Genomic DNA, 21,975 nt, shown 5'->3' with positions numbered 1-21,975 from the left:
AAAGAAATTCAATTACAAATTATAGAAAGTTATAAATTGCCATTTTGGGGATTGAAATGGAAGTTTGTAACGCTGAATAATTCTGTTTAAAATAGAATATAAATAGTATTAGAGGGGATTTGCAAGTGCAAAGATACGTTTTTATTTTTTAAAGCAAGTAAGAATGATTAGAAAAAAATAAAAGTTTTTATCTTTTTGAAGAATTAAAAATACAACCTTATTTTTTTGAGAAATCATGTTTTATAAACCTCTTCTTCAAGTATTTTGATTACTTTTGCAAAATGAAAAAAATGGGTCGTTTTTACCTTCATTTAAACTATAAAATAGAATACAGAAATAGCATCTTGAATTTGAATTTCTTATATTTCAACTTTTTGAAATAGTTTTAGTATTTTTTACTAAATCCATCAAACGAAAACTGAAAAACAACACACAAATACAAGACACACAATCTTAAATTATATGGATTTTATAAAACTCATTGAAGTACGTTCAGAGCTAGGAGCAGGAACACGAGGTGCAAGTATGGGCGTAGATGCTCTCAAAACAGCTTGCTTAGATAAAGGCAGCGATTATTTTATTCGTTTTGATATTGCAGAAGTAGAAACTGAAAACGATGCGCTTTTCGAATCTACTCCTTACCAACACGCAAAACACATTGATTTTGTCTATAAAGTAGAACGTAGAACCTGTGAAGCAGTAAGAGATGCGATTGAAGATGGTTACTTTCCCTTAATTTTGGCAGGTGACCACTCCACAGCAGCAGGTTCGATAGCAGGAATAAAACTTGCTTATCCAGACAAAAGACTAGGCGTAATTTGGATAGATGCACACGCAGATTTGCATTCACCTTATACCACTCCATCTGGAAACATTCACGGAATGCCCTTAGCCATCGCAACAGGGGAAGATAACAAAGAATCTCGTAAAAATGAACCTCACCTAGATACCGTAAAATGGTGGAAAAAACTCAAACATATTGGAGGGAATGGACAAAATATTCTTCCTCAAGATATTGTTTTTGTTTCAGTTAGAGATGTAGAAGAAGAAGAAGAATTTTTGATGAATAAGTATGGAATTCGTAATTTCCCTACCTCAGAAGTCAATAATAAAGGTGTAGAACAGATTGCTAATGAGGTTTTGGAACGTTTAGCTCATTGTGATTTGATTTATATTTCTTTTGATGTAGATAGTCTTGATCCCAAAATATCAGAAGGAACTGGAACGCCAGTTGAAAACGGACTTAGTGTAGAACAAGCCAAACAACTCAACTCACTTTTAATAAGTAATGATAAAGTGTGTGCGTGGGAAATGGTAGAAGTAAATCCTACTTTAGATTGGGAAAATGCAATGGCAGAAGAAGCCTTTGATATTTTGGAATATGTAACTGATAACCTTTCTGAATCAAGAGAAAGCTCTACTCGTCAAAAATTAAATACACAACATCCTCGTAATCCTGCTGAATTAGAAGGCTATTTTAGAACCATTGCAGAAGAAATTATGGAAGAAGAAGAGTAAAATAATTAAAAATTTCTGATAATTCGTAGTTGGCAATGGATACTGTTTTCTCTTTCCATTGTCAATTTTCCATTATAGTAATGTAATATGTAAATGAAGGAGGAGTATTATCTTTTATTAAATTATTTTGTTCTAAAAATAGTTTCCATTTATTTTTTCTTCTCTTTATTTGAGTAATGTAATATTCGCCTGAAGCTTGAAGATTTTCTGAATAACCGAGTGTAGTTCCAAACTTCATTTCTAGTATTTTTATGATAAAATAAAGATAACTATCTGGCTCTTCACTTGCTGAAATAGAATAAGCAATACCATATTTGAACAACTGATAAATCTTATCATAATCTAAAGAATCTGTTCCTTTTATTTTATAGTCAATGTTATTTTTTGCTAGGTAATATTCGCAAAGTTCATAACGAGTAAGACTATCATATATTTTCATAAAATCTTGTCGGACTAAAGAATCCCACGAAAAACTCTCTATCCCCAAACCAAAGGATTCGTTTATAAAGTCATATTTTGAAAATTCATACCTGTACTTTACTGTATTTAATAAATCTAATGCTTTACTAATTTGAGAATAACTTATTTTATTTAAAAGTGTATCTAAAATATATCCATTTTGAATCTCGTCTTCTTTTTCTGTTCTGACTATTTTTTTAAATCTCTCCTCAAAATTATCAATAGGTTTTACTCTTAAAGTAGAATCATAAGTTATTTCATTTATTGATAAACTAGGCTTTTTATAAGTGCTATTCATTTTTTTTATTTTCTCAATCTGTTTTTCTATTTCTTTATCTCGTTGGGTATCCAAATTTTCAAGTAATTTTTGAATTTCTTTATCATCAGAATAGAATTTTGTAATGTAATAATAGGCTATAATTTGCGTCGTTTCAAACCAAGACATTTTTTTTAGATATAATTTTAAATGTTTGGGAGAGTGCAACAAGGAATCCCATTTTTGAGAATAAAATTTATCTAAAAATCGTCCTACTTGAAATGATGTATAACTTCTCTCAGAAAAAAACCAAAATTCTAAAGCTGTTATTTCATCTAAATGAATATTTTTCAATAATATTTCTTCTAGACTATCTATTTTTTCATAATCATTGTATAAAATTAACGTATCAGTAATGTGATTGATGTAATTAGTAACTTTTTGAGAAGGCAGAAATTCAATTTCATTATTTTTACAGTATTGAGAAAACGTAAGAAGCGTCGGAATAAAACTATCTAAATTATTAGGCAAACTACTATTTCTATCTGTAAAAATTTTATTTCCATATTCATTATTTAATTTCAAAATAAGTTCTACACTATCTGAGGTAATGATTTTTTGAAATGCTGATAATGCTAAAGAATCGTTATCATGTTGATAAATTAAATCAAATAAATATCTTTCTGGGGCTGTTACTTCTACCTTTAGATTTTTACACTCAAAGAAACTTTCCTCTTCATTCCATTGAAAATTCTGATAATATTTTGCAAAAAATGTAAGTAGATTAGTTAGTTTTTCTTTATCTGTATTTTGCTCAAAATTATGTGTATATTTCCCTTGTCTATCTTTTACGAAAAGATTTTTATGTGTTAGAAGTTTTAATAATTCTTGATGTCCTTCGAAGTAATGGTAATATTCATTAAACCGACTACGTATGTGGAAAAGATGTTGAGCAATTCGTAGCAAAGCTTTTGGGTCTTTCTTTTTGATTAACTCATCTATATTATATTCTTTTATCCAACTTTGTTCTAATGACGAACCCTCAAGTAAAATTGTTTGTTTGTCTTCTAAATCTTGTACTTGATTTTGGGTAATTGTTTCAAGTCTGTATTCTATTTCTCGTTCATCAAAAGGTGTAATTAAAAAGGTTTCACTAAGCTCTGAAAAATGAATTTGTTCTCTATTTGAATAAATAAAATCTTCAAACTGTTTTTGTGTAGTAGAATCTGTAAACTCAAATTCATTATCCAAGAAAGAAGTATTTTCTTCTAAATCACGCCTTACAATTTCAGAAATAGTAGATTGTAAAACGTGATAACCTAAATATTCAGTCACTCTAGTAGTATCATCTAAATATCCAGCTAACTGAAATAATCCATATTTATTTCCATCTCTAAGCCATCTTTCATAATCTTGTATTACATGGTCTTGTGCCAGTATTTTACTTTTATATTCTTCTACAAATTGTCCAAATGAAAATAAAGGAATAAGAACAAAAAGCAATAATAAAATAGTTCGTTTTGTAGAAATAAGCATTAGGAAAACTAAAATGTAATCAGAAATAATAATAACGCCAGTTTCATTTTTTCGTATAACAAAAATGATTTTAATTTTATTTATTCACCTCATTCCTCAAATAAAAATCAGTAATTACAAGGGCAGCCATCGCCTCTACAATCGGAACAGCTCTAGGAACTACACAAGGATCGTGTCTTCCTTTTCCAGAAACAGTAACTTTATTTCCTTCTGTATCAACACTTTCTTGATCTTGCATAAGCGTAGCGACAGGCTTAAAAGCAACTTTGAAATAAATATCTTCTCCATTACTAATTCCTCCTTGTATTCCTCCTGAATGATTTGTTTTTGTGCGTACTCTACCACTTTCATCTGTATAAAACTCATCGTTATGCTCTGAACCTTTGAGTTTTACGCCTTCAAAACCACTTCCGTATTCAAAACCTTTTACAGCATTTATACTTAGCATGGCTTTTCCTAATTCGGCATGTAGTTTATCAAAAACAGGTTCTCCCAAACCCACAGGAACATTTTCTAAGACACAAGAAACAACTCCACCGATTGTATCGCCTTCATTTTTGACTTTTTCTATTAAATCAATCATTTTCGTTGCCGTTTCTTCATCTGGACAGCGAATAATATTTTCTTTATTCTTATTGTACTTAGAAAAATCTAATTCTGAATAGTCTTTTTGTAATGTAATGTTTCCCACTTGAGAGACATATCCTTGAATAGAAATTCCTTTTGATTTTAAGAATAATTTTGCGACTGCTCCTGCTGCTACTCGTGCAGCCGTTTCTCTTGCCGAACTTCTGCCTCCCCCTCTATAATCTCGGTTTCCGTATTTTTGTTGGTAGGTATAATCTGCATGAGAAGGACGGAATTTTGTCGCAATATGAGAATAATCACCACTTTTTTGGTCTTGATTAGGAATAAAGATAGCTAAGGGTGTTCCTGTGCTTTTTCCTTCAAAGATTCCTGATAAGATTTTTAATTCATCTTTTTCTTTGCGTGGCGTAGTGATTTTGGATTGCCCTGGTTTACGGCGTTTCATTTCGCTTGCCAAAAAATCCAAATCTATCTCCAAACCAGCAGGACAGCCGTCAATGACAACGCCTATACCTTCGCCATGAGATTCTCCAAAAGTAGTAATTCTAAAAATGTGTCCGAATGTATTCAAAATTCTGTTTTGTTTAAATTCTATTTCTTAATTTTCTTCTAATCTTTTGAGAATAGCTTTTGTTTCCCTAATATGCTCTTCTATCAAATGGGTTTCTTTGTCTAACTGATATGTTTTTTGGAAGTAGCTCAAAGCAATTTTATATTGTTTTTTCTCAAAATGATAAATTCCTAAATTGCGATACGCATACGAGTTTTTTGGAATTATTTCTAAAGACTTTTCAACATCTTTCATTCCTTCTTCTAATTTCCCTAATTTCATTTTTACAAAACCTCTATTATTGAAAGCAAAAGCATTTTTAGGATTTAGTTCTAATGCTCTATCAAAGTCAGAAACAGCCTTATCATATTCCTCTATAATACTATAACTATATCCTCTATTATTAAAAACAGTATCATTACTATCATTTAGTTCTAGTGATTTATCATAATAATAAATGCTTTCATCATGTTTTTTCAATTTTGCTTTCAAGCAGCCTATGTTATAGTAATTATTTGAATTAAAATTGGTTTCATCTGTCAGATACTCCAAAAACGATTCAGCTTTTTCATATTCCTCAATCATCAAATAACATTGTAACAAAAGTAAAGCAGCATCAGATTTTTCAGCATGATTATCCAATGACCTTTCTAGAAGAGGAATTGCTTTTCTAAATTCTCCATGGTTATGATAGGTAACGCCTAACCAAAAAACTTCAGTTGAATCTTGGTCTATATTTAAGTCTAAACCTGTATAAGAATAGTTTTGTTGCTCTTCCTCATATTCGTATTGATTTTGGTCAAACAAAAAAGAGTTTTCTAATACTGTTCCTCCTGTATTTTCTATAAACTCACCTTGAGTCAAAAATGCAGATAAAATATTCAAACAAGACAATGCAAAAAATAGAATACTTGCTACTCGCAGAGTTTTAGGAAAATTGTAATGGATAATAAAGTAACATAATCCAAAAGAAACCAAAACAGCAAGAAATGTTGAAGCTATACGTATCATCTTTTTTTGAAAAGGCAAAAAACAAGCTCCTAAAAAATAACAAGAACCTTTGTACCAAAGATAGTTTTTTAGAAAAATCAATTTAAAACGTCCGATGTTAATTTTAAAGTTTTCATCTTCATTTGGCAGCAAAGAACCAAAATACAATTCCACATCTTGAACTGTGAATAAAGAACCTACTAGAGTACGACCAATTTGATTTAAAAATAAAATGGAAGGAATACCAATAAATATAGATAGAGTTAGACTCAAAACAATAGAAGTTGTATCCATATTTTTTATTTTTTTTGATTTATAATTAGTGGTATTCCAACGAATAATTTTATTTACTCTCTTTCAGACAGTTCTAACCAACGCATTTCCTTTTCATCAAGTGAATTAACAATGACTTCCATTTCAATGCTCCATTTAGAAATTTTGTCATAATCTGTTTCGCCACTATTCATAAGTGCAACTAATTCTTCTTTCTGTTTGGTTAGTTTTTCAATTTCTTTATCCAAATTTTCTAACTCTTGTTTTTCTTTGAAACTTAGTTTATTAGAAGAATTTGTTTTTACTGGCGCAATCGAATGAGCGTTTTTATTAGAAGGTTTGTTTTGAGATTCTTTGATTTTTTCAGCTTCTTCTTCTCTATAATCAGTATAATTTCCATTAAAATCTCTAATTTCTCCTTCTCCTTCAAATACAAAAAGATGTTCGACTAGATTATCTAAGAAATACCTATCGTGAGAAACCAAAATCAAACAACCACCATAATTAGATAAAAATTCTTCCAAAACAGAAAGCGTTTGTAAATCCAAATCATTGGTAGGCTCATCAAGAATCAAGAAATTAGGCATTTTTATCAAAATCTGTAAAAGCTGCAAACGTCTTTTTTCGCCTCCAGAAAGTGTCCCTACATTTTTGTATTGCTGTGCTGGTGGAAAATTAAACTGAGTAAGAAGCTGCGAAGCCGAAACTTGATGTTTGGTTTCCTCCGAAACTGTCGCCATTTCTCCAATCGCTTGAATGACTTCGATAACACGCATAGAGTCATCAAAAGAAGGTGGCATTTGGGTATAATAACCAAAATGAGTGTTTTCGCCTTTTTCGATATGTCCTTTTGTTGGTTCTAATGCGCCAGTCAAAAGAGAAAGAAAAGTAGATTTTCCTGCTCCATTTTTCCCTATAATTCCGATGCGTTCTCCTCTTACAAATTTGTAATTGAAGTTATCAAGAATTTTCTGCTTTCCTTTTTCACTTTGAAACTCAAAACTCACATCGTGAAGTTCAATAATTTTCTTTCCTTGACGTTTTGCACCAAATTGAATGTCCATATTATTTCCTTCTGGACGATTACTAGCCTTTTCTTTTATGCCTTCAAAAGCTTCTACTCTATATTTTGCTTTTGTTCCTCGTGCTTTTGGCTGTCTTCTAATCCAGTCCAATTCCTTTTTCATGTGCTGGTATGCCTTATCTGCTTCGGTGTGTGCTTGTGCAACTCGTTCAGATTTTAATTCCAAAAACTGTCCATAATTTGCCTCATAACGATAAATATGACCGTTATCCAACTCAAAAATACGATTACAAATTTTATCCAAAAAGTATCTATCGTGAGTAATTAGCAAAAGAGTAGTATTTGCAGAAGCCCAATAATTTTCTAGCCATTCGATAGTCGCTAAGTCCAAATGGTTGGTAGGCTCATCCAAAAGCCACAAATCAGGCTCATCTAAAAGGAGTTTTGCAAGCGCAACACGCTTTTTTTGTCCACCCGAAAGTTTCGCAATCGATTTTTCAGTATCTTCTAATCCTAATTTTGAAGTAATTTCTTTTATTTTGGCATCATACGCCCAAGCATCCAAACGTTCCATTTCATTCATTGCCTTTTCCATTCTTTCCGAATCTTCTATATTTTCAGGCAAAATAGAATTTTCATAATTTCTGATTGCCGTAATAGTCGGACTATCAGCCTGTACAATGGCTTCCCAAATAGTTTTATTCAATGGCAAATCTGGGTCTTGAGCCAAATAACCCACTCTGACACCTTGACGCAAACTGACATCCCCTTTATCAGGATTTACTATTTTTGCTAAAATCTTTAATAATGTAGATTTTCCTGCTCCATTTTTACCTACTAAAGCTACTTTTTCGCCTTGAGAAATTCCAAAATTCAAATCATTGAAAAGAAATCTATCTCCATACGTTTTTGAAAGATGCTCGCCCGAAATGAGGTTGATTGCTGCCATTTTTTAAATATCTATTTTTGCTAGTTTTTTATCTTTTTTACGGCTGCAAAGGTAGTGTTTTTTTATGATTTTGTTTGTTTAAATTAAATTCAAAACACACTATTTTACCCATTTGGAACAAAAATAAAATTCTAAGAGTTGGACTGTAAATAATCTTTTTTATAACCTTATTAATTAAACTTCAAAAAATATGGAAAAAATACCCACCATTTTCGACCGAAACTGGGAAACCAACCGAAAAGTAAATGATAAACTCGTCGTTACAGATTTTGACTTCGAAAATGCCATTGCTACCGAAAAATTAGACGGAACAAATGTGCGTATAACTGTTCGAAATCATACCGTTGTGAGAGTCGAAAAACGCAGAAATCCAGATAAAAAACAGAAAGCAAACGGAATAAAAGACCCTTGGTATGTAGATGCAAATAAAGAAAATTCGGAAGATAAATATATTTTTGAAGCTGTAGAAAATACTGATTTTTCAGATGTTCCTGATGGAGAATGGAGTGCAGAAGCATTAGGAGAAAAAATACAAGGCAATCCATTGAATCTAAAAGGGCATACTTTATTTATTTTTTCTTTAGAAAATTGGTTAGAAAAAGTAGTTTATAAAAATGCACCGACTACTTTTGAGCAGCTAAAAAAATGGCTTCCAAATCAAAAAACAAAATTTGGTAATCAACAAATCGATACAGGAATTGAAGGAATCGTTTGGCACAATCTCAAAACTGGACAGATGTGCAAAATAAAGGTAAAAGATTTTGAGTGAAGTTTTTGAAAGTCTAATTATCTTGATAATAGTGAGATAATTAGGCTTTTTGCATTTCTAAGAAAACTAAAAAACTTATTGTTCTAAACTGATAACAAGTTAAATAAGGTAATTCTTCCTCATTTGGATAGCTAGAAATAAAATGATTACTCAATTCTACGGCTTTCTCTGTATCTTCCATTTTACTACGATGATAACCAATCATATAAAAAACGTGTTCTGAAAAGTCATAATCGTATTTTTTTGGATTTATTTTGTGAAGTTGCTTGAGAAGAACAAAGCATTTTTCGTAAAAGAAAACAGCTAAAATATAATTTTCTTTTCTTGAATATGTATGTGCCAAATATTTATATGCCTTTGCCATCAGAGGAAGATATTTTAAAGAATTTATAGAAATCAACTTTTGATAATCTAGTAAAGAACTTTCAAAATAAGTCAATGCTTTATACAAATTTCTGTTTTCCTGCATATAAAAATCTCCTATGATATGAGAAATTAGAGCTTTTCCTGAAATTTGTGCTTCTTCTGTTTTGTAAAAAGAAGTATAATTTGATTGACTATTTTTCTGTTGTTCTTCTACTTTTTGTACCAAAACATCTCTTTTGTGGGTATCAAGTGTAAAAGCGAGTAAAGTAAACATTGAATTTAATAAATTAGGTTCTGGAACAATAGAGAACAATTTTTCCAAACTCTCATAGATTTTATTTAACTCTTCTTTTGAAGGAATAGTAGAAAAATCGCTTACAAACATAATTAAACTCACTTTCATTACGGCAAAAAAAACAAGTATTCTTAGCTCCTCTCTCTGTTTTTCAGAACAATAACTGTCAGTAGAATATTTATTAAAATAAGCTGTAATTAGTTCTTCTATCCATTCCTGTTTGAGGGTTTTGTGTGCTTTTTCAAACTTAGCTTCTTCAAAAAATAATTTGGCTAATTTAAGTTTTTCAATTTTTTCTATATCTAAAAAATTATGGTTCTTCCGACAATTTAGCGATAATTTCTTAATTTAGCCTTTCTATGGATACTAACACAATAGCAATTTTATTAGGTTTTTCAGATTTTTCAGTAACGAAAATAGAATCTTCTCCACTTCGCTTAACTATTTATGGAGAAAGTAATTTAGCCGATTCTATTTGTCCTAATTGCTTGAAAAAGTGCAATAAAGTGACTTCTACTTCAGAACGTATTGTTCGTGACCGAAATATTTTAGACAAAGAGGTTTATTTACACTTAACTTCTCGTCAATTTCATTGTCAAGATTGTACTCGTTACTTTCAAGAAGTTTTTAGTTTTGTTTCTAAGCAAAAAAATCAAACTCATCGTTTGGAAAAATATCTTTATTTATGTTTGAAAGATAGCAGTTTCAAAGAAGTAGCTATCCGAGAAAACATACTTTGGGATGTTTTAGATGGTATTTTTAAAACCTATAGTAAACGTGAGATAAAAAAACACCTAGATTATTTTCCTCGACGTTTAGGTATTGATGAATTTGCTTACAAAAAAGGAAAAAAGGAATATGCTGTTGTTTTAGTAGATTTAGATACAGGTCAAGTTTGGGATATTTTAGAATACCGTAATAAAGAGTATTTAAAAGCCTATTTTTTATCCAAAGGCGAAGTTTTTTGTACTAGTATAGAAGTATTTTCTTGTGATATGTGGGAGGGATTTTCAAATACAGCAAAAGAAGTATTTCCTAACGCTGATGTAGTAATAGATCGCTTTCATTTTTTTCAGCATTGTAATAAAGTGCTAGATAGCATTCGTAAAGAATTACGACGAAAAGATGATAAAAACGTTCATTTCAAGCAAATAAAATGGCTTTTATACAAGGCATGGAAAGACCTTACTTATAAAGAAAGACGAGTTTTACTTAAAGCGTTTAGGTTTAGCTCAACGCTTAGACAGGTGTATTTTATGAAAGTGGAATTACAAAATATATTTAATACTGATTTGAGTAAACAAGAAGCTAAAAAACTACTAGACCAATGGATAGAAGAAGCTCAAAAAATAAATCATAAGGCTCTAAATAGATTTATAAATACGTTTAATTCTTGGAAAAATGATATTATTAATTTCTTCAAAGATAGATATTCTAACGGAATAGTAGAGGGAATTAATAATAAAATTAAGACCCTCAAAAGGAGTGGGTATGGGTTTAGAAACTTTCAAAATTTTAGATTGAGAATGATAGTCAAATTCATATAATCGCTAAAAAGTCGGAAGAGCCAAAATTATTTTCTTGAACATAAGTCAAAACTCGGTTTAGTGTATCTAAGAAAAAGAAAACGCTATCTTTATAAACTTCCTCTTCTAATTTCATTGCATCAAATTTCTTTTTTTCTTCTATGATTTCTTTGCAATTTTTGATGTCTATCTCTACACCATTCCATTTTTTTTCTTGTTCAGCTATTTTAGTAGCAAATGCTTGATATTTACTTGATTCAGCAAGAATAGGAGTAATTAATTCATTTTTAAAATTTTCTTTGTCTTGATAGATAAATTCGTTTTTCATTAAGTTATCAGATTAATTTCTTAAAAATAGTGCTTAGGAATAAGAAATAAATAAACTATACAAGTTGTTTTGCCTATATCACCTAATTTTACTTAAACTAAAGTATAAGGTACAATCTTCTCACTCTAAAGTAAGCTACAAGGAAAAGCTTGTCCATTTTAATAAAATTCTATTCCTTATTGTTAAACGCCAAAAAATATGTGTCGTATTTACAATACAATTTACATAAAACCTTCAATAAAAAAAACACTTCAATTACCTCTAAATTGACTTCTTACTTTGTTTTTTACTTACCAAAAAAACACCTAAAAATATACAAGCTGCCCAAATAAGTTTATTAAAAGTAAGTGAGTCTTTATCCAATGCAACGGCTATAAAAGTAGCCAAAACAGGCTGCAAATAAATATAAATTCCGACCACACTAGAAGAAACACTACGCAATGCCCACGCATTCAATAAATAAGCAAAAAAGGTAGTAAAAAGAACAATATAACCAATTCCTGCATAAATTTCTGCTGGCATCGCTTCAAAATTAGTTGTTCCTAAATCAGAAAAACCAAATGGCAAAACAAAAGGCAAGGCAAGCGTAAACATCCATTTACTGATAGATAAAGCAGAATATTTTTTCAAAAGTGGTTTTGCAATCACTAAATAAATAGCATACGAAGTGGCATTTAATAAAATAAATAAATCACCCAAATTAAAATCAAAAGCGAGTGCAAAAGGAAGTGTAGAATCAGAAACCGTTTTGCTACTAATCAACATAGCAGCTCCCAAAAGCCCCAAACTAACTCCCACACCTTTCAAAAAAGTAAATTTTTCTCCTCCAGTTACTGCCGAAACAATCAAAACAAGTAAAGGTGTTGTGGTCATAATCAAAGCTGCATTGATAGGCGTAGTTCGTGCTAGTCCTTCAAAAAACAAAAGTTGATTAACTACGACTCCAAAAATAGCACTAAGCAACAAGACAGTTTTCTCTTTATTATTGGATAAAACAAGTTTCTTTCCTCCTACCAAAATCCAAAAAAGAACGCTTGCTCCCAAAACACGCATCAAAATCGTAGCAGAAGGAGAAATATAAAGTGGCATAACTTCTTTTGCAATTGTATAATTTGCACCATAAATAAGTGCAACAGCAAAAAGAGCCAAATGAACAAGAATAGTTTTATCAATTTTAGGTAGTTTCATCTCGCAAAAGTAGAAAATTATACTCTAGCTATTCATTTAAAAACTATTAAATAGGCTATTTTCACCTTGAAAAGTAAAAAATCACCATAAAATTCGTTCCAATTTTGAAATAATTCAAAAATATTTTAAATTTATGTAAACGTATTTGCTTTTTTTCCGTTTAGTAAGACATACAGCTTAAAATTCAATCCTATAAAAAAATTAGTATTGAAAATTTTACTAAAAAAATATTTATAAATCCTTTGATTTAACACACTCACTTTTTCAACTTTCTATCCCTATGCAAAAATTAACAGTAAAACAATCACTTAATCAGAAATTATCACCTCAACAGATACAGTTTATAAAATTGTTGCAAATTCCAACAGCAGAACTAGATTCAAGAGTTGAGGAAGAACTAGAAAGTAATCCTGCTTTGGAAGAAGGCAGAGAAAAAGAGAAGGAAAAAGAAGATGATAATAGCGATGATTATGATGAAATGGATTATTCTGAAACGTCATTAGAATCTCTTCAAGATTCGACTTCGGATGTAAATATTAATGATTATTTAAGTCAAGATGATGTCGCAGGTTACAAAATGCAAGGTGATGGAAATTATCAAGAAGAAGACCGAGATATGCCGATTTCTTCGATGACTTCGCTTATCGATGAGCTTACTCGTCAGCTTGGTTATCTGCGTTTGGATGAGCGTATGCACACAATTGGAATGCAACTCATTGGAAGCGTTGATGATGATGGATATATCCGAAGAGATTTGGATGCGATAGTCAATGACCTTGCTTTTATACAAAATATTCAAACTGATAAAGCCGAAATAGAGAAATTATTAAGACGTGTTCAACAATTTGACCCAGCGGGAATTGGAGCGAGAGATTTACAAGAATGTTTGTTGATTCAACTCAAAAGACATGAAAGAGTAAAGAAAGAAGATGAGCCTCTAACAGAAGAAAACAAACAAGAATTCAAGATTTTAGAAGATGCCATTCATATTATTTCGATGTGTTTTGAAGAGTTCAAGAAAAAACATTTCAAGAAAATTCAGCGCAAACTCAATCTTTCAGAAGATGAATTAAGAGCTGCAATGGGAGTTATTTTAAAATTAAATCCAAAACCAGGTGGTTCGGGTTCGGGAATGGTAAAAGTACAATATGTAATTCCAGATTTTACTATAAAATATAATAGTGGCGACTTAGAACTTTCACTCAATTCTAGAAATGCCCCTCAACTTCATATTAGTAGAAATTATACAAATATGTTGGAAAGTTATGACAAAAGTGATAAAAAAGATAAAAAGCTAAAACAAGAGGTTTCTTTCGTAAAACAAAAGCTAGATGCTGCAAAATGGTTTATTGATGCCATCAAACAACGTCAACAAACACTACTCAAAACGATGAGTGCTATTATGGAATATCAAAGAGAGTTCTTTTTGGAAGGAGAAGATTCAAAACTTCGCCCTATGATTTTGAAGGATATTGCCAATGAAATAGGAATGGATATTTCGACCGTTTCTAGGGTTGCAAATAGTAAAGCTGTTCAGACAGATTTTGGAGTTTTTCCTTTAAAATATTTCTTTTCAGAAAGTATTCAGACCGACTCAGGGGAAGATGTAAGTAGCAAAGAAGTGAAAGCTATTTTGAAAGGACTCATCGAAGACGAAAGCAAACGCAAACCTTATTCAGATGATAAATTAGAAAAATTACTTCGTGCCAGAGGCTATCAAATTGCTAGAAGAACAGTTGCCAAATATAGAGAACAACTGAATATTCCAGTTGCTAGACTTAGAAAAGAGGTTTAGAAATATATACAATATTGATTTATGTAGGGAAAAGGCGAGCCTTTTCCTTTTTTTATGTTTTTTAATTTGGCAAAAAAAATGAATAGTAAAAAAAAAGAAGATGACTGGAGTGCTATTTTATTAGTAAATCTAGCTTGTTTAATAACTGGGTGTATTACCTTAATTTTTTCAAAATGGGGAATGTTTGGTTTGAGTTGGATTCTTTTCACAATCTCCACAATTAATTACGTAATTAGTTCTAGAGCTACTCAAAATTATATAGTTTGGGATAGAATAGGTCTTTTCTGTTTAATAGCCAGCTTTCTAACCTTTATTTTAGCTTTCTTTGATTTACTTTCTAACCTACATTAATTTCAAAAATATCTTTTTGAGTAAATATAAACGTCAAAAGTTTCTCCAAATCCTCAAACTTTCTCCCTTCAAAAAACCATTGCCAAGAATTTTCGCTTTGCCTTTTTACTTTGACAATCAAATTATTTTCAATTTCTTTAAAATTAACCTCAATAATTTCTGAATAAATTCCTCGCTTTTCTAAGGCTAGTTTTGTCCAATATGTTCCAATTGTATCTCCCTCTATAAAGAAAGTAATTTTGTGTTCTTTATTCTGAATCTTGAAATTTCCTTTTTCTCTATCAAAATAAAGAGGAGGACGCACAAAAGCGTTTGCCAGTTCTCCATTCAAAACCAGTTCTTCTGCCAAGCCTACAAGTAATTTTCGATTTTGTAGCTTTCCTTTTTGATTTAATTTATCTTTATCAGAAGACGAAATAAGCCATAATTTGTGAGCAATCTGTAAAATAAGGTCTAACTCGTGTGTCGAAACCAAAATTGCTTTATTAAACTCTGTTGCAATCTGAGATAAAAGCAACATCACTTCACTACGATTTACCAAATCCAGATGTGCCGTAGGTTCATCTAAAAGCAAAATATCTCCTTCTTGTGCCAGCGCACGTCCAATCATTGTTTTTTGACGAAGTCCATCACTCAATTCTCCTATCGGAATATCTGCATAATCATTCATTCCAACAGCTTCTATCGCCCAGTCAATCATTTTTTGGTCTTCTTTATCAAAATTTCCATTCCAAGAAGTATGAGGATAACGCCCTAGAGCAATCAATTCTTTGACTGTCAAACGTGTAGTAGCTGCTTGTTCTGTCAAAACCAAACTTATTTTTTTGGCAATTTCTTTTTTGGAGAGTTTTTGAATGGACTGTTGGACTAATTTTTGGGATTTGTTATTATTCAAAAAAACATTTCCTGCTATTGGTTTTTGTACACCTGCAATCGTTCGTAAAAGCGTTGATTTTCCTGCCCCATTTACTCCTAAAAGAGCTGTTAGTTTTCCCTTTTCTAAATGTAGGTTGAGATTTTCTAAAATGATTTTGGAAGGATAACCAATGGTTAGGTTTTGAGTTTTGAGCATTTGTATATGTCGCTCGTGAGGACACAAGCAAAGGTAGGTTTTTGAGATTTATAATTAGACAATAAAACATATCTAAAAAAGAATTAGAAAATGGAAATTTAAACTGTCAGACAGGTTTTGTTAAATTATTTACCTTTATAAGATTTATACATTTGATTCAAATCATCTGTAAAAGAAGCATACTTGAAATAATTTGGTTGTACAAAAATTGAATTAGCATATATTTCTTTTAGTTGCTTTTCTTTTTTGCTGTCTAACAAAGCATTCATATAGCTCATTGTCGCAGAATAAATAGTACCTAGATGACGAGTGTTATATGATTCTACTTTTTCATGACCAATCCAATCAAAATCTTCATAATCAAAATCAGTATAATAATAATAAGGTTTACCATTTATTGTAGGCAAACGTTTAGCAAAATAGTTTACTTTATCATAGTTCTTTACAAATGATAATACAGAAAAGCGAGTAAGAAGAGGTTGCATGATTCCAAAATATAAAATTGCTTTTTCAGTTTTGTTTCTTAATCCATACTCATCAAGATTTATATTTATTTTTTTCAAATTAGCTGTATTAGATAGAAAACTAATTCCACCACTCAAACGATAATAATAATTATCTAAAAGCCATCTATCATCTATTTCTTTATTTAAAACTTCTTTAGCAACTTCTTCATTTGTTCTTTTTGTTGAATTTATATTGTTATAATGAATTTCTCGTATAATATACCACAACTGCAACTCTTCATTGCTAGGTCTGCTAAGATATTTCTTATCAAAAATAGATTTATCAGCCTTTGACACTACTTGAAGTGTGCTAACTATGTGGTCTAATTTTGGAGTACGAAATGTTTCCAAATCTGAAATGGTATTCTTACCTTTCAAATTGACATTATTAGAATAATAATCAGCAATTTTGATAAGAGTTGCAAAGTCAGATTCAGAAAGTTGATTTGTGGCATTTTGAGCATATATACTGGAAATAGTACCTAGGAAACACAAACTACAAAGAGCAAAGAACAAATTTGTATATTTCATTTTTCTATTTAATAATGGAATTTTAAATAATTTATAAATTCAAAATTCCATAAAAAAAAGTTATAAAAGAAAAATAATTCTAAAATTCTATTTAGACTACATACACATACAATGATTTCCAAACTGATTGAGCAGGTTCTTTATATTTCCATTGCATTCCTTTTTTAGCAAAATAATCAGCTATTTTTTGTGCTTCTTCTTCTGTTGTCGCTTCCCAACAAATCCACGTTTTTGGTTTTCCAAGTTCTCTTTTTGTAGCTACTGGATTAGCTGTAACTCCAATACACATATTTTTATATTTCTTCTTCCAAAATAAAAGTACACGTTCTTTGCGATAGTCTGCTTCACGTTCGATGGCTTTTGCGATTCTTTGTAGCTTGCTCATACTTCTAAATAGTTAATATTGATAAGATTTTGTAGTTAAGAGAAAAGAGAATTGTCTGTCTTTATCCTCTTTCTATACTACAAATATAGAAGTGCAGAACGTAAAGGATTTGAGGTGTGAAATATTTTTGAGAAAAATATGCTTTTTTTTGATAAAATACATAAAAGTAATTGTTCCTAAAGAATCTTAAAATAAGTAACTTATCAATACTCTTTCTTCAAAACTCACTTTCTTTGTAAAAACCTTTACAATTCAAACCCAATTTATTTTAACTAAGATATATGTCAAATATTACTTTTTATAGAACTTTTATAACATCATTTTTTCTATTTTTCACGGTATTTTTTTCTAGTTCTTCTATCTTTGCCCAAGTCAATCCTCTTTCAGCAGGCGAAGCACTCCAAAAAATAGAACATCTCCAAACCACAGGTAGTATTCTTTATATTGCAGCCCATCCAGATGATGAAAATACACGATTAATAACTCATTTTGCACAAGAAAAAGGGTATAGAACAGCTTATCTTTCCCTTACTCGTGGCGATGGTGGACAAAATCTAATTGGTGAACAAGTAAGAGAAGGACTAGGAATTATTCGCACAAACGAACTCTTAGCAGCACGAAATACCGATGGAGGAACTCAGTTTTTTTCTCGTGCAAATGATTTTGGTTATTCCAAAACACCAGAAGAAACCTTTACTATTTGGGATAAAAAACAAGTTTTGGCAGATGCTGTTTGGGCAATTCGCAAATTTAGACCTGATATTATTATTACTCGCTTTTCACCTACTTTGGGAGGAACACACGGACATCATACAGCATCAGCACAGATTGCAATGGAAGCCTACGATGCAGCAGCAGATCCAAAACAATTTCCAGAACAACTAAAATATGTAGAAGTTTGGCAAGCAAAACGTATTTTTTGGAATACTTCGGAATGGTTTTTTAGAAGAAATGGAATGGAAATGAGTAAAGACAGCACAATGACTATCGAAATTGGTGGTTATGATGCACTTTTAGGAAAATCATACAATGAAATTGCAGCAGTAAGTCGTTCACAACATAAAAGTCAAGGTTTTGGAAGTGCAGGAAGTAGAGGAGAAATGACCGAATATTTACAGATTTTGAAAGGTGATTTGCCAGAAAAAAATGCTTTTAAAGGAGTAATTACAGATTGGAGTAGAGTAAAAGGAAGTGAAAAATTTACAGAATTAATTCAAAAATTAAAAAAAGAATATAATCCTGCAAAACCTCAAAACTCATTTAAGTTGGTTGTTGAATGTTATAAAGAAGTAAATAAATTAGAAAAAAATGCCATTACAGCAAATGCAAAAAAGATTCTTACAGAGCTTATTTTTACAACAGGGGGACTTTTTGCAGAAGCAACTACCGAAAACTCACAAGTAGCCAACGGAGATTCATTGAAAATGGAATTGAATTTTATCAAGCGTTTTGATGTGCCTGTTGAGATTACGACGGCAATGTTGATGACTGAAAAACTGAACAATAAAACAGATGTAGAACCTTTTTACTTTAATGCGTATAGTCAAACTCTCAAAACAAATGAAATAACAACTTTTTCTAAAACTATTCAATTAGAGAATGTGAAAAATTCAAATCCATATTGGCTCAATGAAAACCAAACAACAGGAATGTATTCTGTTGATAATCAAGAATTAAGAGGTTTACCAAGTAATCCTGCGAATCTTAAATTAAGTGTTACTTTAAAAGTAGAAAATCAAGAGTTGAGTTTTGATTTACCGATTCAACACAAATACACTGACCCAGTAAAAGGAGAAAAATATGCTCCTTTACTCGTTGTACCAAAAGTAACAGCTCGTTTCTTAGATGATGTAATGATTTTTGCAGATAATAAGCCTAAAAAAGTGCGTTTAGAATTGCTTTCAAATACTTCTAATCCTGTTACTGGAAAAATAAATATTATTTCCGAAAAACAAAGTCCACAAGCAGTAGAAGCAAAACAGATTTATTTTACGCCTTCTCCTTCATCAGCAGACTTTTCATTTACCAAAAAAGGAGAAACCAAAATTATAGAAGTTGAGGTAACTCCTCCTACCAAAAATCAAAATAATGCGTTTTTGGTAGAGCTAACGTATGAAAAGGACGGAAAAACAAATGACACAGAACTTGCTAAGTCAATGGAAAAAATTGATTACGACCATATCCCCTATCAAGCGATGTTTCCGAATGCAAAAGTTCGTTTGATGCGTGCCGAATTAGAGAAAAAAGGTGAGCGAATTGGTTATATTTTAGGAGCAGGAGATTATGTTCCGAAGGCTTTGGAGCAAATTGGTTATCAAGTAGATATTATTGAAGCCAAAAATCTAGGAACGACAGATTTATCTGTTTATGATGCTGTTTTGACAGGAATTCGTGCTTTTAATATTCAAGAAGAATTAGCTATTTATCTTCCAAAACTTCATAAATATGTAGAAGATGGAGGAAATTTGATTGTTCAATACAACACATCACATCGTTTGGTAAGTAATGATATTGGAGTTTATCCATTTCATATTTCTAGAGAACGAGTAACTCAAGAAAATGCACCCGTAGTTTTTGAACTTCCCAACCATCCAGTTTTGAATACACCAAACAAGATTACTCCTTTAGATTTTGAAGACTGGACACAAGAACGAGGTCTTTATTTTGCTGATACATGGGACGAACATTTTGAAGCTCCAATTAGTAGTTTTGATACAGGAGAAGAAGCTCAAAAAGGAAGTATTTTGATTGCCAAATATGGAAAAGGAAATTTTGCTTACACAGGAATTTCTTGGTTCAGACAACTTCCAGAAGGTGTAACAGGTGCATATCGTCTGCTTGTCAATTTGATTTCTTTGGAAGAGAATAAATAACTGAGATTAAAATCAATCATTTGTTTTAAAAAAGGGTTATTCATTTTTGATGGATAACCTTTTTTATTTCTTTTGTGCTGTCCTAAAATAGCAAAAACAATAACAAACCAACAAAAATAACTAGAGTCTAATTTTGATAAAATACACTTAAATCAATTTCTTAAACTTCCAACCTAATTTACCAAAAGAAGATAAAGAATTGTACTTACTTGTTTGATACATAGAATCCAAATTCATTTTTTTATAGAAAATTGGATATTTTTTTTGCAACACTTCACAATATAAAACAACGGTTGGATACTCCTTAGCTTCAAACAAAACAGGAATTTTACGGTACAAAAACATTTGAATTATTTTATCTATATCCAATCTGCTGACTTTTTGATTATCAAAATTATAAATTTTATTTAATTCTGAGTTTTCATGAACTTCAATCCCTAATTCTTTTAAAAACTTTATTCCCTCTTTAGCTTCTTCTTTTACATGTTTCAGTGTATTGAGTAACCTCAAAAAAACCTTGTCTTTTTCTACTTCAAACTTGCTCCACTCACTCACTGTTTTGCTGGCAGGATGCAAACGATAAGCAGAAAAAAGCTCATCTACCTTCAAAATATCATAATTCAAAACAGTTCGTAAAAGCAAATCGTAATCCATACAATAATGAAGTGACTCATCTACCAAATTCTTAACCTCATTTGATGTATCATTTAATACATAACTTTGATTTTCAAATATCTCTCTTTTAAAAAAACTTGAAGGCTGGGGAAAACACATGTGAGTAAAATAATCAACACTCAAATCTGAATGAAAACCTTCTGTTATTTTGTCTTCATATCCTTCTCCAAATGTTTTTGTTTTTCCATGAATAAGTGAAATAGTTGGATTTTCTAAAAAATAATTAACAGATGTTTGTAATGAATCTTCTAAAAGCAAATCATCGCTACAAATCCAAGTCAGAATTTCCCCTGTGCTTTTACGCATTCCTTTATTTATTGCTTCACTTTGTCCTTTATCTATTGAAGATTCCCAGTACGAAATATATTTTTCATACTTTTTTATAATTTCTACTGTATTATCCGTACTTTTTCCATCCATAACAATATATTCTAAATTCGGATAATTTTGTGATAAAATAGAGTTTATAGTTTCTTCGATAAAATTTCCTTGATTAAATGAAGGTGTTATTATTGTTATTTTGGGTAAATTCATCATTTTATCAGGCATGTTATACTAGAAAGGTTGTATTATAAGAGGCAAATTACATTTCGTTATATTATTCATAGCTAAATTAAGAAAGTCCTGTATAAATTCTAAATTATTTTGTAATTTGTTATTACCAAAATTTACCAAATTATTATTAATCAATTTTACTTTATGGCTAATCAATCAGAAAAAAACAGACGAGAACAAGAAGAACTTGAAAAAAAAAATTTTAGAAAGACTAAAACAACAAGTCTTTGATAAAGATGAAGAGCTAAAAAATCATCAAAACGACCAATCTGTCAGAGAAGCTACAAAAGAAGCATTAGCCGAAATGACTGCTTTAGAGACAGAAGATGTAGAAAAACTCTACCAAAAGATAAGACAAGAAGAGTCAGAAAAAGCAGCAAGAGAAAAATTAGCACAGAAAACAAAAAGAAATACTATTTATCTCGTCATTTTTGCTGTTGGATTAATTAGTGTTTCGGTAGCCTATTATTTTCTTCGTCCTGCACCTATTTTATTTTCTTATACAGAAGATTTTGAAAAAGAATCAAGCATTTTTGTTAAAGAAGAAGTCTTTGATTACAGAAAAAGTATTGAAAATGGGGAATTTTATAGTACTGGACATGAGTTAAATTTTTGAC

Annotated in this window: 18 protein-coding genes; 7 read left to right on the top strand and 11 right to left on the bottom strand. The window is 30.7% G+C overall.

Annotated elements, in window-relative coordinates:
* Positions 1 to 462: 462 nt before the first annotated feature.
* Positions 463 to 1,518 (top strand): arginase, encoded by a 1,056-nt coding sequence (gene rocF, locus ACE193_RS25265; RefSeq protein WP_375560959.1) that lies wholly within the window; start codon positions 463 to 465, stop codon positions 1,516 to 1,518.
* A 61-nt stretch (positions 1,519 to 1,579) separates the two neighbouring features.
* On the opposite strand, the gene ACE193_RS25260 is transcribed toward rocF, so the two are convergent.
* The 4 genes from ACE193_RS25260 to ACE193_RS25245 form a co-directional block, all read right to left on the bottom strand.
* Complete coding sequence (locus ACE193_RS25260) at positions 1,580 to 3,769, bottom strand: hypothetical protein (protein ID WP_375560958.1); 2,190 nt, start codon at positions 3,767 to 3,769, stop codon at positions 1,580 to 1,582.
* A 76-nt stretch (positions 3,770 to 3,845) separates the two neighbouring features.
* Positions 3,846 to 4,931, bottom strand: a complete 1,086-nt coding sequence (gene aroC, locus ACE193_RS25255; protein ID WP_375563381.1) for a chorismate synthase — start codon at positions 4,929 to 4,931, stop codon at positions 3,846 to 3,848.
* Positions 4,932 to 4,955: 24 nt separating this feature from the next.
* Entirely contained in the window at positions 4,956 to 6,191 is a 1,236-nt protein-coding gene (locus ACE193_RS25250) for a tetratricopeptide repeat protein (protein ID WP_375560957.1), read from the bottom strand.
* A gap of 53 nt (positions 6,192 to 6,244) precedes the next feature.
* On the bottom strand, positions 6,245 to 8,143 hold the full coding sequence (locus ACE193_RS25245) for an ABC-F family ATP-binding cassette domain-containing protein (protein ID WP_375560956.1): 1,899 nt from the start codon (positions 8,141 to 8,143) through the stop codon (positions 6,245 to 6,247).
* Positions 8,144 to 8,333: 190 nt separating this feature from the next.
* Between ACE193_RS25245 and ACE193_RS25240 the strand changes: the two genes are divergently transcribed.
* Positions 8,334 to 8,912, top strand: a complete 579-nt coding sequence (locus tag ACE193_RS25240) for a hypothetical protein (RefSeq protein WP_375560955.1) — start codon at positions 8,334 to 8,336, stop codon at positions 8,910 to 8,912.
* 40 nt (positions 8,913 to 8,952) lie between these two features.
* Here ACE193_RS25240 and ACE193_RS25235 read toward each other — a convergent pair whose 3' ends face one another.
* Positions 8,953 to 9,663: a hypothetical protein gene (locus tag ACE193_RS25235; protein ID WP_375560954.1), complete on the bottom strand. Its 711-nt coding sequence runs from the start codon at positions 9,661 to 9,663 to the stop codon at positions 8,953 to 8,955.
* Positions 9,664 to 9,932: 269 nt separating this feature from the next.
* Here ACE193_RS25235 and ACE193_RS25230 point away from each other — a divergent pair, with 269 nt between their 5' ends.
* Positions 9,933 to 11,120, top strand: a complete 1,188-nt coding sequence (locus tag ACE193_RS25230; protein ID WP_375558606.1) for an ISL3 family transposase — start codon at positions 9,933 to 9,935, stop codon at positions 11,118 to 11,120.
* On the opposite strand, the gene ACE193_RS25225 is transcribed toward ACE193_RS25230, so the two are convergent.
* Entirely contained in the window at positions 11,113 to 11,427 is a 315-nt protein-coding gene (locus ACE193_RS25225; protein ID WP_375560953.1) for a hypothetical protein, read from the bottom strand. The two genes, ACE193_RS25230 and ACE193_RS25225, sit on opposite strands and share 8 nt — an antisense overlap.
* A gap of 261 nt (positions 11,428 to 11,688) precedes the next feature.
* On the bottom strand, positions 11,689 to 12,615 hold the full coding sequence (locus ACE193_RS25220) for a DMT family transporter (protein ID WP_375560952.1): 927 nt from the start codon (positions 12,613 to 12,615) through the stop codon (positions 11,689 to 11,691).
* 280 nt (positions 12,616 to 12,895) lie between these two features.
* On the opposite strand from ACE193_RS25220, the gene rpoN reads away from it, so the two are divergent.
* On the top strand, positions 12,896 to 14,410 hold the full coding sequence (gene rpoN, locus ACE193_RS25215) for an RNA polymerase factor sigma-54 (RefSeq protein ID WP_375560951.1): 1,515 nt from the start codon (positions 12,896 to 12,898) through the stop codon (positions 14,408 to 14,410).
* Positions 14,411 to 14,488: 78 nt separating this feature from the next.
* Positions 14,489 to 14,761: a hypothetical protein gene (locus tag ACE193_RS25210; RefSeq protein ID WP_375560950.1), complete on the top strand. Its 273-nt coding sequence runs from the start codon at positions 14,489 to 14,491 to the stop codon at positions 14,759 to 14,761.
* Here ACE193_RS25210 and ACE193_RS25205 read toward each other — a convergent pair.
* From ACE193_RS25205 to ACE193_RS25195, 3 genes are all read right to left on the bottom strand, one after another.
* A complete protein-coding gene (locus ACE193_RS25205) occupies positions 14,748 to 15,833 on the bottom strand; it encodes an ABC transporter ATP-binding protein (protein ID WP_375560949.1) in 1,086 nt (361 codons plus the stop codon). The genes ACE193_RS25210 and ACE193_RS25205 overlap by 14 nt on opposite strands.
* Before the next feature lie 125 nt (positions 15,834 to 15,958).
* On the bottom strand, positions 15,959 to 16,870 hold the full coding sequence (locus ACE193_RS25200; RefSeq protein WP_375560948.1) for a hypothetical protein: 912 nt from the start codon (positions 16,868 to 16,870) through the stop codon (positions 15,959 to 15,961).
* A gap of 91 nt (positions 16,871 to 16,961) precedes the next feature.
* Positions 16,962 to 17,255 carry a hypothetical protein gene (locus tag ACE193_RS25195; RefSeq protein ID WP_375560947.1) on the bottom strand — a complete coding sequence of 98 codons (294 nt, stop codon included), beginning with the start codon at positions 17,253 to 17,255 and terminating at the stop codon, positions 16,962 to 16,964.
* A 281-nt stretch (positions 17,256 to 17,536) separates the two neighbouring features.
* On the opposite strand from ACE193_RS25195, the gene ACE193_RS25190 reads away from it, so the two are divergent.
* Complete coding sequence (locus ACE193_RS25190; protein WP_375560946.1) at positions 17,537 to 20,128, top strand: PIG-L family deacetylase; 2,592 nt, start codon at positions 17,537 to 17,539, stop codon at positions 20,126 to 20,128.
* A gap of 147 nt (positions 20,129 to 20,275) precedes the next feature.
* Here the strand turns inward: ACE193_RS25190 and ACE193_RS25185 are convergent, their stop codons facing one another.
* On the bottom strand, positions 20,276 to 21,352 hold the full coding sequence (locus tag ACE193_RS25185) for a glycosyltransferase family 2 protein (protein ID WP_375560945.1): 1,077 nt from the start codon (positions 21,350 to 21,352) through the stop codon (positions 20,276 to 20,278).
* Positions 21,353 to 21,545: 193 nt separating this feature from the next.
* Between ACE193_RS25185 and ACE193_RS25180 the strand changes: the two genes are divergently transcribed.
* Complete coding sequence (locus ACE193_RS25180) at positions 21,546 to 21,974, top strand: hypothetical protein (protein ID WP_375560944.1); 429 nt, start codon at positions 21,546 to 21,548, stop codon at positions 21,972 to 21,974.
* The last annotated feature ends 1 nt before the right edge of the window (position 21,975 follow it).

Origin of the sequence: Bernardetia aquimarina (assembly GCF_042180575.1) — a bacterium.
Classification (GTDB): domain Bacteria; phylum Bacteroidota; class Bacteroidia; order Cytophagales; family Bernardetiaceae; genus Bernardetia.
The sequence above is the reverse complement of the archived record's forward strand: the minus strand, read 5'-3'. Positions and strand labels throughout refer to the sequence as shown.